Annotated in this window: 11 protein-coding genes, 1 tRNA gene and 1 pseudogene; 3 read left to right on the forward strand and 10 right to left on the reverse strand. The window is 25.3% G+C overall.

What is annotated here, in order from left to right:
• The coding region (locus F801_RS0102060; RefSeq protein WP_020104574.1) for an IS3 family transposase at positions 1–194 on the forward strand (194 nt) is incomplete at its 5' end.
• A 58-nt stretch (positions 195–252) separates the two neighbouring features.
• Here the strand turns inward: F801_RS0102060 and F801_RS0102065 are convergent.
• The 5 genes from F801_RS0102065 to F801_RS0102085 all read right to left on the reverse strand — a co-directional run bounded on the left by F801_RS0102065 (position 253) and on the right by F801_RS0102085 (position 8,645).
• Positions 253–867, reverse strand: coding sequence for a signal peptidase II (locus F801_RS0102065; protein WP_020104575.1), 615 nt, complete (start codon positions 865–867; stop codon positions 253–255).
• Entirely contained in the window at positions 857–3,535 is a 2,679-nt protein-coding gene (gene ileS, locus F801_RS0102070) for an isoleucine--tRNA ligase (protein WP_027332472.1), read from the reverse strand. The genes F801_RS0102065 and ileS overlap by 11 nt, the downstream gene beginning before the upstream one ends.
• Positions 3,536–3,544: 9 nt before the next feature.
• Positions 3,545–6,211 carry a DNA topoisomerase IV subunit A gene (locus tag F801_RS0102075; protein ID WP_020104576.1) on the reverse strand — a complete coding sequence of 889 codons (2,667 nt, stop codon included), beginning with the start codon at positions 6,209–6,211 and terminating at the stop codon, positions 3,545–3,547.
• Complete coding sequence (locus tag F801_RS0102080; RefSeq protein ID WP_014335397.1) at positions 6,195–8,144, reverse strand: DNA gyrase/topoisomerase IV subunit B; 1,950 nt, start codon at positions 8,142–8,144, stop codon at positions 6,195–6,197. Before F801_RS0102080 ends, F801_RS0102075 begins: the two co-directional genes overlap by 17 nt.
• Before the next feature lie 165 nt (positions 8,145–8,309).
• On the reverse strand, positions 8,310–8,645 hold the full coding sequence (locus F801_RS0102085; RefSeq protein WP_013301964.1) for a hypothetical protein: 336 nt from the start codon (positions 8,643–8,645) through the stop codon (positions 8,310–8,312).
• Between the two features lie 77 nt (positions 8,646–8,722).
• Here F801_RS0102085 and F801_RS0102090 point away from each other — a divergent pair, with 77 nt between their 5' ends.
• Complete coding sequence (locus tag F801_RS0102090; RefSeq protein ID WP_014335396.1) at positions 8,723–10,408, forward strand: GIY-YIG nuclease family protein; 1,686 nt, start codon at positions 8,723–8,725, stop codon at positions 10,406–10,408.
• Between the two features lie 142 nt (positions 10,409–10,550).
• Here F801_RS0102090 and F801_RS0102095 read toward each other — a convergent pair whose 3' ends face one another.
• The 5 genes and pseudogenes from F801_RS0102095 to rplM all read right to left on the reverse strand — a co-directional run bounded on the left by F801_RS0102095 (position 10,551) and on the right by rplM (position 13,415).
• Positions 10,551–11,117, reverse strand: a complete 567-nt coding sequence (locus tag F801_RS0102095; protein ID WP_014335395.1) for a hypothetical protein — start codon at positions 11,115–11,117, stop codon at positions 10,551–10,553.
• Between the two features lie 43 nt (positions 11,118–11,160).
• Positions 11,161–12,143, reverse strand: a pseudogene (gene asnA / locus F801_RS04515) (aspartate--ammonia ligase).
• A 313-nt stretch (positions 12,144–12,456) separates the two neighbouring features.
• Positions 12,457–12,533: transfer RNA gene (locus tag F801_RS0102110), tRNA-Ile, on the reverse strand.
• A 43-nt stretch (positions 12,534–12,576) separates the two neighbouring features.
• Positions 12,577–12,975 carry a 30S ribosomal protein S9 gene (gene rpsI / locus F801_RS0102115; RefSeq protein WP_013301960.1) on the reverse strand — a complete coding sequence of 133 codons (399 nt, stop codon included), beginning with the start codon at positions 12,973–12,975 and terminating at the stop codon, positions 12,577–12,579.
• A 2-nt stretch (positions 12,976–12,977) separates the two neighbouring features.
• The gene (rplM, locus tag F801_RS0102120; protein ID WP_013301959.1) at positions 12,978–13,415 is read right to left on the reverse strand and encodes a 50S ribosomal protein L13; all 438 of its coding nucleotides are present in this window, start codon (positions 13,413–13,415) and stop codon (positions 12,978–12,980) included.
• Between the two features lie 177 nt (positions 13,416–13,592).
• Between rplM and F801_RS0102125 the strand changes: the two genes are divergently transcribed.
• Positions 13,593–14,831, forward strand: a complete 1,239-nt coding sequence (locus F801_RS0102125; RefSeq protein WP_013301958.1) for an ABC transporter ATP-binding protein — start codon at positions 13,593–13,595, stop codon at positions 14,829–14,831.
• Position 14,832 lies beyond the last annotated feature (1 nt).

Consider the following 14,832-nt stretch of genomic DNA (forward strand, 5'->3'; position numbering starts at 1 on the left):
TTATTGAATCGTTTTTTGGAACATTAAAAAGAGAATGTTTTTATTGTCGCGAAAAAGAATTTTTAACTTTTAAACAATTTCACAAAGCAATTGCAAATTATATTTATTATTACAATTACAAACGAATTAAAGATAAAATAAAATGAATGTCTCCCATTAAATTTAGGGAAACATTCATTTCAAATTATAATTAATTAAAACACTCAAAAATTTTTTCAAGAAAAGGGTATCACCTCAAATTGCTACATTTTTTTAATTTTGATTTTTGTTTTCTTCATTAATTGAAGTTTTGTGTTTTTGATTTTTATATCATTTATTCACAGTGGGTCAACAAATTTCAAATACCATAATGACCACCATTCCAATAGGACCTGAAATTATAAATATATCTGCAAAATTAAAGGTTCCTTTGTCACGATAAGGAATGAAAATGATATCTTTAACTCCATTTTGATAAAGTAATCTATCTAATTCATTTCCAATATTTCCAGCTAGTAAAATAATCATAAAAGCTGCAAAAAAGTAATTTTTAGAAAGCAAGACACTAATGATTAGAATAAATAACAAAAGAAAAGAAAAAATATGAATAATTGTAAATCCAAAAACCTTAGCTAGTCCTGAAGTTACTCCTCTGTGAAGCAATGGTCTAAATCCAATTCAACCGTGATTAATTACAAGTTTTTCATCCGGTGCATATTCATTAAAATCTTCGTGTTTAAAAATTAAATTTTTAGTTAACTGATCTATTAGCAATAAAATTAATAAAAAGACAAATAAGAAGATTGCATTGTATAGAATCCGTTTTTTGGGAACTCTAGTTAAAATTGTTTTAACAAAATTCTTTATTTTTACAGAACTAATTTTCATTTATTAAATCCTTAATTACCAAATAACATCTTTGACAAACATCTTTTTTAATATATTTTGCTTCAAAATGATTTCAACAACGTAAACATTTAACTGAATTAAATGGTTCAACTTTATCTTTGTTAGCAAAGTGAACTTTTCCAACCATTAATAAGCTTTTAAGATCTAATGATTTTATAAACTCAGAATCTGTTTTTATATGGATGAATGCTTCGTTTGTTCTTTTGATTACTCCTTCTTTAATTTTTTGTTCAATTAGTTGATAGATTCGATCTTTAACAGTGAAAAATTCCTTCCATTTTTCCTCAATTTTTTCATCAAATGCTTCTTTTTTAAAGAAAGTTTCTAAATGAACTGATTCTTTTTTATTATCTGATTTTATATATGAATAAATTTCTTCTGTTGTTGTTGGTAAGATAGGAGCTAAGGAAATAGTAAGTACATTTAATAAGTTATATAAGTTATATTGGAATTGTCTACGATTTGGATTATCGAGTTTATCTGTATATAAAGAATCTTTTGCTATTGATAAGTAAAAGTTTGAAAAATCAATAATAAAATTGTTTGCTTCTTTAATAATTTTTACAAATCTAAAGTTATCGTAATTATCAATAATTGTGTTTTTAAATTTTTTAATTTTATTATCAATATATTGATGAACTGATTCTAGTTGCAGATTTGGATTGTGTTTGTAATCTTCTAAATTAGTAATTAAAAACTTAATTGTATTTCTAATTTTTCTATAAATTTCTACATTTTGTTCAAAAATGTCTTTTGAATAAACAACGTCATTAAAATATTCACTATTACTTACTCAAAGACGCAAAATGTCAGCTCCATATGTTTTAATTAAATCTAAAGGACTAACTCCATTTCCTTTGGATTTAGACATTTTGTTTCCGTTTTGATCCACAATAAATCCATGCGATAACAACCTTCGATAAGGAGCTTTGTTGTAGTAAATATAACTATTAATTAATGATGAATTAAATCAACCACGGTATTGATCAGAACCTTCTAAGTACAAGTCAAAAGGAAGCTCTGTTTTATCTACTTTTACACTAATTGATGTAGAACCTGAATCAAATCAAACATCCATAATGTCGTTTTCTTTTGTTCATCCCAAGTTTCTGTATTCTTCTGGAAGAAGCTCATCTACTTCTTTTTCGTATCAAACATCGGTTCCGTATTGTTTTACTAAATTAATAACATAATCAAATAATTCAGGTTTATCTAAAACAGGATTTTTATTTTCATCATAGAAAACAATAATTGGCACTCCTCATGATCTTTGTCTTGAAATGGTTCAATCTTGTCTATTTTCAATCATTGTCTGAAGTCTTCTTTTTATTCATTCTTGAGGAAAAATAACTTCTTCACTAGCTTTTAGAATTTCGGATTTTATTTTTTCAATAGCAACAAATCATTGAGGAGTTCCACGATAAATAACAGGTTTATTGGTTCTTCAATCATGTGGATATGAGTGTTTAAGTATGGAAAATTTTAGTAATTTTCCTTCTTTTTCTAAATCTTGTCCAATTTCTTTATTAGCATCTAAATAAAATAAACCTTCATATTTTCTTGCTAATTCATTTAAAGTTCCATCATCATTAACATGCATCACATGTTCTAAACCTGTTTTTTTAGAAATCCAAAAATCGTCCTCACCAAATAGTGGTGCTATGTGAACTAAACCAGAACCTGAAGTAACAGTAACGTGATGTCCTTGAACAACTTTTCCTTCTTTTTCCTTCATAATTGGTCTGATATATTTAACATCAACAAGTTTTTCACCTAAAAAAGTATCTACAATTTCAAAGTGATCTCAGTTAAAATCTTGAGCTAATTTCTCAACTAATTCTGTGGCTACAACAAAAAATTTGTCTTGATGTTTTACTTTTGAATATTCAAATTTTTCTCCAACTGCAACTCCTGAGTTTGCAATTAAAGTTCAAGGTGTTGTTGTTCAAATTACTAAATAATCACCTTTAGTTACTTTAGAATTTCCTTGTGAAATTTCAAAAGCTACATAAATTGAAGGTGAACGATGATCTAGATACTCAATTTCTGCTTCAGCTAATGCAGATTGGCTAGTTGGTGATCAATAAACTGGTTTTAAACCTCTATAAACTAAACCTTTTTGTACCATTACTTTAAATAGTTCTAACTGTTTTGCTTCAAATGTTGGCGCATTTGTTTGATAAATAGTACTAAAATCGGTTAATAAATTAAGTTGTTCAAATTGTTTTTTTTGTGATTCAATTTGTTCATTAGCGTAATTATTAGCTTGTTTTCTAAGTTCTAAAACAGATAATGATTTATGAGAAATATTATTTAAAGAAAGAATTTTATTTTCAATTGGAAGACCATGTGTATCTCAACCTGGAACATAAGGTGAATAAAAGCCTTGCATAGTTTTATATCTAACAACAATGTCTTTTAAAACTTTATTAAGTGCATGACCTATGTGAATATCACCATTTGCATATGGTGGCCCATCATGAAGAACAAATTGAGGGTTATTTTCGTTTAATTTTAAAGCTTTTTGATAGATTTTGTTATCTAATCAAAACTGTCTATATTCTGCTTCTTTTTGTGAAAGATTTGCTTTCATAGAAAACTCTGAAGTGAATATATTTAATGAGTTTTTATAAAAATTTTTATCCATAATTTTTCCTTATTTATCAAATTTTTTCAAAAGAGAATCAATGTCTAATTCATCAATTTCTTTGAGTTTCCCTTTGACTTTTTCAATTGCTTGATTAACATCAAAAGATTTGTTTGATGTGAGTTTAGGTTGCGGTATGTCTTGATTTTTATCTATTATTTTACTTCTTTTTTCTTCTTTTTGTGAAACATTTTCTTTAAGATTATCTTCTATTTTTTTATTTTCGATTTTTGCTTTTTCTTCTAATTTATTATTTATGTTGATTTTAATACAATCTAAATAATAAACAAAAGGATTTTTTAAACTTTCAAACTTATTGCTAACACCAGGAATCTCTAAACTTGGAACTTTAGATACTTTATTTGGTTCTTCAAAAATGAAGCAAATTTCTTTATTTTTTTGTTTTATAATATTAACAATTTTTAAATGAGTAAACTTGGATTCTAAATAAAATTTAGCTTGACTATTTTTGTTACCGTAATAAATTGAGCTCAAACTAATATTTCTTACAAAACCTGATTTAGCTACAAAAACAAAGACATCATCTGATTGACCTAAAACAAAATGATCTATATATTCACCTTCTTTGAGCTTTAAAATTCTAACTCCAGCTGTATTTGTTCCATAAATTGGAACTTCAATTTCGCTATATCTTGAAGCTCTATTTTGGTTGGTAAATAAAGCAATATCTTGATAATTATCACTTAATTTAGCACCAATTAGTTGATCATCTTGCTTTATTTTCATAGCTAAAATTGTTTTTTTGAACCTGGAAACTTCTAAATCTTTTAAACTGATACGCTTGCCCATTCCGTTCTTAGTTATTAAACAAACAAATTGATTTTCACTAAAATCAGCTATTTCAATTGCTGAAATTATAGTTTCATCTTTTTTTAATAAATAATCAATTTGTAAATCAGATCAAGTTGCTTTAAAAGTTGCATCTTCAATAGTGTGTAAAGGAATAAAAATATAATTTCCTACTGAAGTAAAAATCAATAATTTATTTTTTGTTTGAATTTTGTTAACAAAAACAAAATAATCTTTTTCTTTTAAACTTATATTTGAAATATCATTTGATTCAAAAACTTTGTTAGACATTTTTTTGTATAAACCTTGTTTGGTTATAACAAAATAGGATTCTTCATTTTTAATAAGTTCTTCTTGATTAATTTCAATTTTGAAATTTTGATTAATAATTTGGGTTTTCCTCTCTCGTCCAAATTTTGTTCTAATTTCTTTTAAAATTGAGACTAAATATTGATTAAACTCTAAATCATTTTCTAATAAAGTTGTTAATTTAGCTACTTGATCAATTAAAGTATTTTTTTCATTTAAATAATTTTGTTGATCAATTCTAGATAATCTATACAATCTCATTTCAGCAATTGCAGTAGCTTGCAATAATGTAAAATCAAAGTTTTGAACTAAAGCTTCTATTACACCTTGTTTGGAATTATCTGAATTTCTAATTATTTTAATTACTTCATCAGTAATGTCAGCAACCTTTAAAAAACCTTTAACAATTTCTAATCTTTGATTATTTTTTTTCAAATCAAATTCAATTTCTTTTGTTTTAATTTCTTTTAAATGATCTAGATAATAATCTAACATCTTATAAATAGATAGAAGCTTGGGTGTGTAATTATGAATTGCTACTGAGTTGTATGAGTAACTAATTTGCATTTGTGTTTTTTGAAGTAAATAATTTAAAATAAGTTCAATATTTGCTTCTTTTTCTAATTCAATTAAAATAGAAATTCCAGTTCTATCTGATTGATCAATTACGTCTAAAATTCCTTCAATTTTCTTCTCAAATCTAATTTCATCAATTTGTTTTACAAGTTCTGACTTAACAACTGAAAAAGGAATTTCTTCAATTTCAATAGCTTTGTATTTTGGTTCGTTAATTATTTTGTATTTAGAAACTAAAACTACTTTTCCTTGTCCTGTTTCAAAAGCTTCATCTATTCCTTTTGTATCATAAATAATTCCACCTGTTGGAAAATCTGGACCTTTAATTATTTGGCGAATTTTAGAGTATGGAGTTGCTTTATTTTTTAATTTTTCTATACAAGCATCAATTAATTCTGCTAAATTATGAGGAGGAATATCTGTAGCAAAACCTGAAGCAATTCCTTTAGTTCCGTTCACTAATAAATTAGGAAATAACACAGGTAAAACTACTGGTTCTTTTTCAGAATCATCAAAATTAGGTACAAAATTTACTGTTTTTTTATTAATAATTTCCAACATTAAATTAGTAACAGCTTCTAAACGTGTTTCAGTATAACGCATTGCAGCTGCTGGATCATCATCGATTGATCCTTTATTTCCATGCATTTCTACTAATGGTAAATTCATTTTTCATTCTTGAGCCATCCGAATTAAGGCTTCATAAATTGAAGAATCTCCATGTGGATGGTATTTACCTATTACATCACCCACTACCCTTGCTGATTTTTTAAATGCTTTATCATTTTTTAAACCCAACATTCACATTGAGTACAAAATCCGTCTTTGAACTGGTTTTAATCCATCTCTAACATCAGGAATAGCTCTTTGTTGAATAACATATTTTGAATACCTAATAAAACGTTCTGATACTATAGAATCAAGTGAATTAACTATTAATTGTTCTTCATTTTTCTTCATATTATTATCTAGTTTCTTCATTTGTTATATCTTCCTTGTCAGTAAAATTAATAAAAAAATCATCATCTAAAGAAAAGTGAACATTGTTTTTAATTCATTGTTTTCTAATGTCTATTTTATCTCCCATTAAGGTAAAAATTCTTCTTTCAGCTATAGCTAAATCTTCTATTTTTACTTTAATTAATGTTCTTTTTTCAGGATTCATTGTTGTATCTCAAAGCTGTTGAGCATTCATTTCACCCAAACCTTTATATCTTTGTAAATCAAAATTGGATTTGTTTTCAATAATTTGTTTTAATTCATTTTCATTTCAAGCATAAACAGCTTCTTTATTTTTAAAGCTAATTTTGTAAAGCGGAGGTTGAGCTATGTAAACATGACCTTTTTCAATTAGTTCTTTCATATATCTAAAAATAAAGGTTAAAAGCAAAATTTGAATGTGAGCTCCATCTGTATCAGCATCAGTCATGATAATAATTTTGTCATACTCTAAATTATTAATGTTGAAATCTTGACCAATTCCTGTGCCTAAACTACTAATGATAGCTACAATTTCGTTGTTTTTTAATAAATCAATTAATCTTGTTTTTTCAGCATTAATTATCTTTCCTTTTAAAGGTAAAATGGCTTGAAATTTACGATCTCGACCTAATTTTGCGCTTCCACCTGCTGATTCACCTTCAACAATAAAAAGTTCTTTTTCTGCTTTGTTTTTTGATTGTGCAGGAGCTAATTTACCTGATAAGATTTTCTTCTCTTTTGAAGCATCTTTTGATTTTTTAGATTCAATTTTAGACAGCTTTGTGCTCATTCTTTGATCAAAAGCATCTTTGATTTTATTAATAATTTTATTAGCTTCTTGTTGGTTTTTGTTTAATCATAATAGCACTTGTTTATAACAAATATCTTCAACAACTGATTTTGCAATTTGAGTTCCTAATTTATCTTTAGTTTGACCTACAAATTCAAGTAAAAATTCTGGTACTTTTAAAGATAAAACCAATGTTAACCCTTCTTTGATATCTAAAATGTCTAAAGTATGTGTTTTGTTCTTAAAAATTGATTTTTGTTGTGCAAAATCATTAAAAACTCTGACCAAAGCTTGTTTTAAACCTAATTCATGTGTTCCACCAGATTTAGTTTTAATGTTATTGACAAAAGAAATAATTGAATCAGAATAACTATCTGTGTATTGAAAAGCAATTTCAACATTAATTTTTTCTTGTGTTTCATTGATTAAAGCTGCTTGTTTGTTTAGAAGTGTTTTACCTTGATTGATGAATTCAACAAAATCCTTGATGCCATTTTTGAAAAAAAATGCTTCTTTTTGAAAGGTAATTTGATCTTCAAGAGTGATTTTTAATTCCGAAATTAAAAAACAAGTTTCTCGTAACCTTTCTGAAATCATATCAAAAGAAAATTTATTTTGAGCAAAAATTTTTTTATCCGGTCAAAACTGAACACGTGTTCCTTTTTTGTTAGAATCACCTACAACTGTTGTTCTTTGTTCTATTTGGCCCCCATTGATGAACTTTGTTTGATAGTTTTTGTTGTTTTTATAAACATTTACAATCAATTTACTACTTAAAGCGTTCACAACTGAAGATCCAACACCATGAAGTCCTCCAGAATTTTTATAAACTTCATCAGAAAATTTACCTCCTGCATGAAGCTCTGTGAAGACTAATTCGACACCTGATAATCCACTAGTATGTTTTTCAATTGGTATTCCTCTTCCATCATCTTCAACAACAATAGAACCATTTTCTTCTAAAGAAACATAAATGTTCTTGGCAAAACCTGCTAAAGCTTCATCTACTGCATTGCTAACAATTTCTCACACTAAATGGTGTAAACCTTCAAAATCTGTTGATCCAATGTACATTCCTGGTCTTTTTCTAACTGCGTCTAGACCCTTTAAAACTTTTAAATTTTCAACTGTATATGATGACATTATTTTCCTTTACTTTCAACATTTTTAAAAACAAACAAAAAAACAAATTACTAAAGAAAATAGTTTAATAATTTATATATTATATTTTCTTATTTAAAAAGAAGAAAAAAAGAGAATAAAATAGTAAAAAACCAAGAACTTTTTCTTGGTTTTTTACTATTAAACTTAAGCTGTGGAAACTTGCTTAGTTTCTTCTGCTTTTGTTTTTAAAACTTTGTTTTTAATATAATCTCTATCTTTTTGCTGTTTTTTATATTTAATTAAATCTTTGTGATAAACATAAAATCCTGCAAAAAAAGCAGTACCAATTATGAATAAAATTAAAAATCCAACTACAATTATTCCCTCAACTATAAAGCTTTTAAAATCAATATTTGCAGCTTTATAGTAAATATAATAAGCTAAAATTGCAATAAAAGCTAAAAAAGCAACTACAGATAAAACAAAAAAGTGAATAGCTGTGTTTTTATATTTTTTTGCGTCTAATTGATTGAGTATCATTTTTTCCTTTGATAAATTTAGTAAAATTATACAACAATATTTTAATAAATATTTAATTTAATAATAAAATTAGAAAAATGGAAAAATTTAAAAAATTGATAGAAAAAAAAGACTTTCCAAAGACATTTGGTGTTTATAAATTCTTAGATGAGTATAAAAATGTGCTATATGTTGGTAAAGCAGAAAACATCTATAACAGAATGAAACAATATGCTGCTGGGCACATAAATTCTTACAAAACACATTCATTAATTAATCAAACAGATGATATTGAATTTTTTATCACTAATTCAAAAGCAAATGCTTTGATTTTAGAAGATAAATGAATCAAGCTCTATAAACCAAATTTTAACATTTTACTAAAAGATGACCACACTTATCCTTATATTGAAATTAATAAGAATTTAGATATTAAATTAGCTTACAAAATTGCTAATAAACGAAATTTTTATTTTGGACCTTTTGTAAAAAAATCTGATGCTTGAAACTTAACAAGATTTTTAGAAAGTAAAGTTAAATATGAAAACGGTTTACCAATAAATAGTTTATCCCCAGAAGAAAAAAATCAAAAACTTGAAATTTGCAAAAAGATTCTAAAGCTAAAAAATGCTTCATTTTTAAAGCAAATTTTAGAAGAAGAAGCTTTATTTGTACAACAAGAAAATTATGTAAGAGCTAATGAATTAAAACAAATTCGCCAGGCTCTAAGTGATTTACAACAACAAAAAGAAAGCATTACATTAGCAAATAACAAAGATGTTGATTTCATTTTTGTCGCTCAGTATCAAGAATTTGTCTTCATTTCACTTCTTTTTTACAGAAATGGCTCTTTATTTTCCTACAAAAACTTAAATTTAAGTTTAATTTTTAACTTAGAAGAAACATTTATTATGTTTTTAAAAAATTATTACAAAAATAATTTAATTCCAGATCAAATTGTTTTAGACAATCTCTGAGAAACATTGGATTTTAAATCTGAATTATCTAGTTTAAATATAACTTTTTCAAATAATAAAAAGCTTGATTTAATTATGCAAATGGCAAAAGATAATAATCAATTTTTTGTTCAAGAAAGATTAAAAATACTTCAAAAAGAACAACAAAAAGAAAATATTGTTCTAGAAAAATTATCACAAGATTTAAAAGTTGCCAAAGCAGATAAAATTATGATTATTGATAACTCTCACTCTAATCTTCAAAATATTGTTACAGGAGTTATTTTCTTTATTAACGGCGTACATCAAAGCAAATTTAATAGATTTTTTAATGTTTCAAAAAATTTAAAATCTGATATAGATTTTATGTATGAAAGTATCAAAAAATATTTTTCAATTAAAAGTTTTTTAAAACCTGATCTTATTTTTGTAGACGGCGCTCAGCAACAAATAAAAAAAGCACAACAAGCTTTAAAGGAATCAAATATTTATGTTCCTTTATTTGGAATTGTAAAAAACAAAAACCATAAAACTCATTATGTATTAGATCAAAATCTTCAAAAAGTTGAAAATATTAGTCAAGAATCCTTCAATTTCCTTTCTAATATGCAGATTCAAGTAGATGAATTTGCAAAAATAAAGCACAGAAATAAAAACATCAAAATTTTAACTTCTTCCTTTTTAGATCAGTTAAATATTGATAAAAAAACTCAAGATAAACTTTTAACTTACTTTAAAACTTACAAAAAAATTAAAGAAGCTACCGAAGAAGAACTTAAATTATTCTTAAATGCTCAACAAATTAAAAAACTAAAAAATTATTATTAAAAAATTTAAATTGTAATCAAAATCTTAATTTATGTTTTTTCTAATAAAACTATTGAATTTATTTTTTTCACAAAAATACCACAAATAATTTGTGGTGTTTTTGTGATTATTTTGTAAATTTATTATTATATTTAGATAATTTTTAATATAAATATTTGATTTTTAACTTTTCTATATATTCTTTTTCATCTTTAATAAATGGAATAAATATTAAGTTGGTTATTAACATTGTAATCAATCACACCACTACAATCATTACTAATCCTATATATATTTCATTCACAGCAGCTGATGACCCGACGAAAATTTCACTCATTAAAACAACATATAAAAACACAATAAAAGCAAATATTTTTGAAAACAATAATGTTATAAATTGGAATTTTTTAAAATTTGTGTTTTGTTTTACAACATTAAACTCTTTTTGATTTTTCAATCCAAAAATAAAAGGAAAAATTCAAAATAAAATTCTATTTTTTGTTCCTGAGATATATTTTACTGAAAAAAATATTTGATATATAAAAGTAAAAATGGAAATTAAACCAACAGTAGGAAGAATAAATAAAGAAGAAATAAAAGTTAATCTACCTGGAGGTTGTGGTAGTATATTTGCAAATATGAGTAGAAAAACAAGTAAATAAATTAGAAAAAATCATCTAAAAAATGAAATAAAAAAGAAAGTTATTACTTTTGTTTTATTTTCTTGCATAGAATCTCCTATTTTTATTCTATTACAAAAGCAAAAAATTTTACTACAATAAAATAATATTTTCTTTTTTGGCTTCTTCAAGAATTTTTTTAGGTCAGTAACTAGATTGAACTTCTCCAATATGTGCTTTTTCTAATAAAAACATACAGAGTCTGCTTTGACCTATTCCGCCACCGATAGAAAATGGTAAGTTTTCGTTTACTAAATCATGGTGAAATTGTGATTTTTGTTCTAATTGCGGCTTAGTTAATTTACTTTGCTCTAATAAAGCTTTAGCATCAACTCTTATACCCATTGAAGAAATTTCGATTGCCTTATCTAAGGTTTCGTGATAAAAAATTAAATCACCGTTTAAATTTCAATCATCATAGTCAATGGCTCTTCCTGAGTGTACTTGTCCAGACTTAAGTTTTCAACCAACTCTGATAACAAAAAATGCTTTTGCTTTTTCTTGTGCAAATTTTGTTTCTCTTTGTGATGGAGTAAGTTCAGGATATAAATCTTCTAGTTCTTGAGAATCAATAAAAATCAATTCTTTTGGTAATTTAATTTTAAGTTGTGGAAATTTTTTTACTAGTTCTGCTTCAGTATTTCTTATTTGATCATAAATTGTTCTAATAGTTTGTTTTAAATAATCAAGATTTCTATCTTCTTTTTTATAATTTTTTCTCAATCTCATTGATCTACATAATAAGAATGAAATGGGGAAAGAATTTCTTCTTTTCTAATTGCGTTCATATCAGTATATAAACCTTTATAAAGGTAAAAATCATATTCTCTCAAAGCATATCTTTTTCATTTCGCTAGTGAGTGAACAATTTCTAATTTTGTGTCTTGATCTTTTGGAATAAAAGAAACAGCAGCTTCGCCATTTAATGTATCATTTAACCCAGTTAGTGGTTCGACAAATAAAGGTGCGGTAACTCTTGTAAGTGATAAAGCTTCTGATAAAAATTTTGGAAAAATAATTTTTATAGACTCAATTGCTTTTTGTGTTTCAAAAATGTTTAATTTAGATGTGTACATTTTGCCTTTCTATATTAGATATCTAAATAGAAACTTTTTATTAATAGCAAAAAATTATCTTGATAAAAGAAAGATTAATCAAAACTTATAATTTTAATAACTATTAATATAAAAGTTTTGATTAAATATTATTTATATTAAAAAAATTATTATTAAAATTTAAACCATTTAAAAAATGATTATTCAAATTAGCGTTTAAATTTAATAATAATTTTTGCATAATTGCTATAATTATACTCTTTTGTTAAAAAAATAATAATAAAAAATACACTAACTTTTTAGTGTATTTTTGAAAAAGTGGTCAAAAATGAAATGGTGGGAACGAATGGGATCGAACCATCGACCTCACGATTATCAGTCGTGTGCTCTAACCATCTGAGCTACGCTCCCAATAACAGGCAACAAAGTTGCCAATATAATTATACTATAAAAACTAACGTTTTGAAAATTGTCTTGAACGACGTGCAGCTCTGAGTCCGAATTTTTTTCTTTCTTTTGCACGCGCATCACGAGTTAACATACCTTTAGATTTTAATTCTGGACGGTAATCTGCTGAAGCTTCTAATAATGCTCTTGCAATTCCTAACCTAATTGCTCCAGCTTGTCCTGAAAGTCCACCACCTGAAGCGTTAACACTAATATTTCATTGATCTGTTGTTTTAGTGATTTCTAATGGTTGTAATGCATCTTGAATTAATAAATCTAATTTTAAGTAATCTTTTGCTGCTCTTTTATTAATTTTAAATTCACCTGTTCCTGGAGTAATTATGACTCTTGCTACAGAAGATTTTCTTCTTCCTAATCCACGATAAGTAATTTTTTTATCTGCCATAACTATTTACCTACCTTTAAAATTTCTGGTTTTTGTGCTTCATGTTTATGTTCTGGACCTGCATAAACAAATAAATTTTTTCTTTGTTTATCACCTAATTTTGTATGAGGTAACATTCCTCAAACAGCTTTTTCAATTAAAGCAATTGGTCTTTTAGCTCTTAAATTTTTAGCATTAATAGTTTTTAATCCGCCAGGATATCCTGAGTGTGAGTAATAAATTTTTTGTTCTTCTTTTTTAGCTGTTAAAACAACTCTATCAGCATTTATAATAATAATGTTGTCACCCATATCTACATTTGGTGTAAATGTAGGACTAGTTTTACCTCTTAAGTGAGAAGCTGCTAATGTAGCTACTCTACCAAGAACTTGTCCAGCAGCGTCAATAACATATCACTTTTTAGTAACTTCTTTATGTTTTACTAATGTGGTTTGTCTCATCACAATTCCTTTTATATTTTTTAATTAATTTTAAATAATGTAACAGGTTTAAGCAAGTTTTTAAATTATACATTTTTATTTAAATAACACAAGAAAAATTTTTATTTTTTATTAACCAATAATTTTTTAAAATTTTCAATTAAGAATTATATTTTATTATAATAATTTTTAATTATCATGAGCTCAACAAATTATTTAATTAATGTCAAAAATTTAAAATTTCAATATGATAAAAAACAGGTTTCTTTAGATATTGAAAAATTGACATTTCCAAAAAATAAAATAATAACTTTACTTGGACCAAGTGGTAGTGGAAAGACTACTTTCTTAAACTTACTAATTGGTTTTTTAAAACCTACAAAAGGAGAAATACAAATTAATCAAGATCCAGAATTTTCTAATTTTGGATTCATTATGCAAGATAACAACCTTTATGAAGAAATAAGTGTTTTTAAAAATGTTTATTTAAGTGCTAAAAACTCTAGCAAATGAAAATCTGAAGTTAGAAATTCTTTATGAATTGAAATTAAAAATAAGTTTTTAGCTTCAAAAACGAAGGATTCTGATGTTGTTAAATTAGACAATTTATTTGCTAAATATTTAAAAAAAAGTATACATGTAGCAAAGCATCAAGTTTTTTTTGTTAAATTGATGTATACTAAAATTTTATTTTATTTACTTAAATTAAGTTTTAAAAATATAAAAATTCTTTTATTTTTATTAGAAAATAATTATTTAATTCAATTTTTTTTCAAATCCTTTATGCCTATAGCAAAAAAACTTCAAATTGAAGAAATTATCAACAAAAAAGCAAATAATATAAGTGGCGGACAAAAGCAAAGAGTAGCATTTGCTAAAGCTATTATTAAGAACACAAAATTAATTTTTATGGATGAACCTTTTGCTGCTTTAGATGCAAAAATCAAGGAATCTACAATTAATTGGTTAGAAAAAATCAAAAAAGAATTTGATTTATCAATTGTTTTAGTAACACATGATCAAACTGATGCTTTAAAAATAAGTGATTACATCACTGTGTTAAATCAAGGAAAAGTGATGCAATTTGGTGAATCAGAACAACTTTATAACAATCCAGCTAACTTGTTTGTAGCTAAATTTTTAGGCTTTCCTGAAATCAATTTTTTTAAAAACCAAAATGGTATAGATTTCTATGTACGAGCTAATAAAATCATTGTATCTAGCAACAAACAAGAAGGATTTTTACCTTTTAAAATTGATTCAAAAAAATTAATTGGTGAATCTTTATTGTACAAAGCAACAAGCTTAAACAATGAGAATCCTATTAGTTTAAACTTTTTGCAAACAAATAATTTTGAAACCCAATCAATTATTTATCTAAAAATAAATGAAGAAGATCTTTTAAAATTTGACAAAGAAGGACAAAGGGTTTTATAAA

The sequence above is a fragment of the Mesomycoplasma hyorhinis ATCC 17981 genome (genome assembly GCF_000383515.1).
GTDB classification, from domain to species: Bacteria; Bacillota_I; Bacilli_A; order Mycoplasmatales; family Metamycoplasmataceae; genus Mesomycoplasma; species Mesomycoplasma hyorhinis.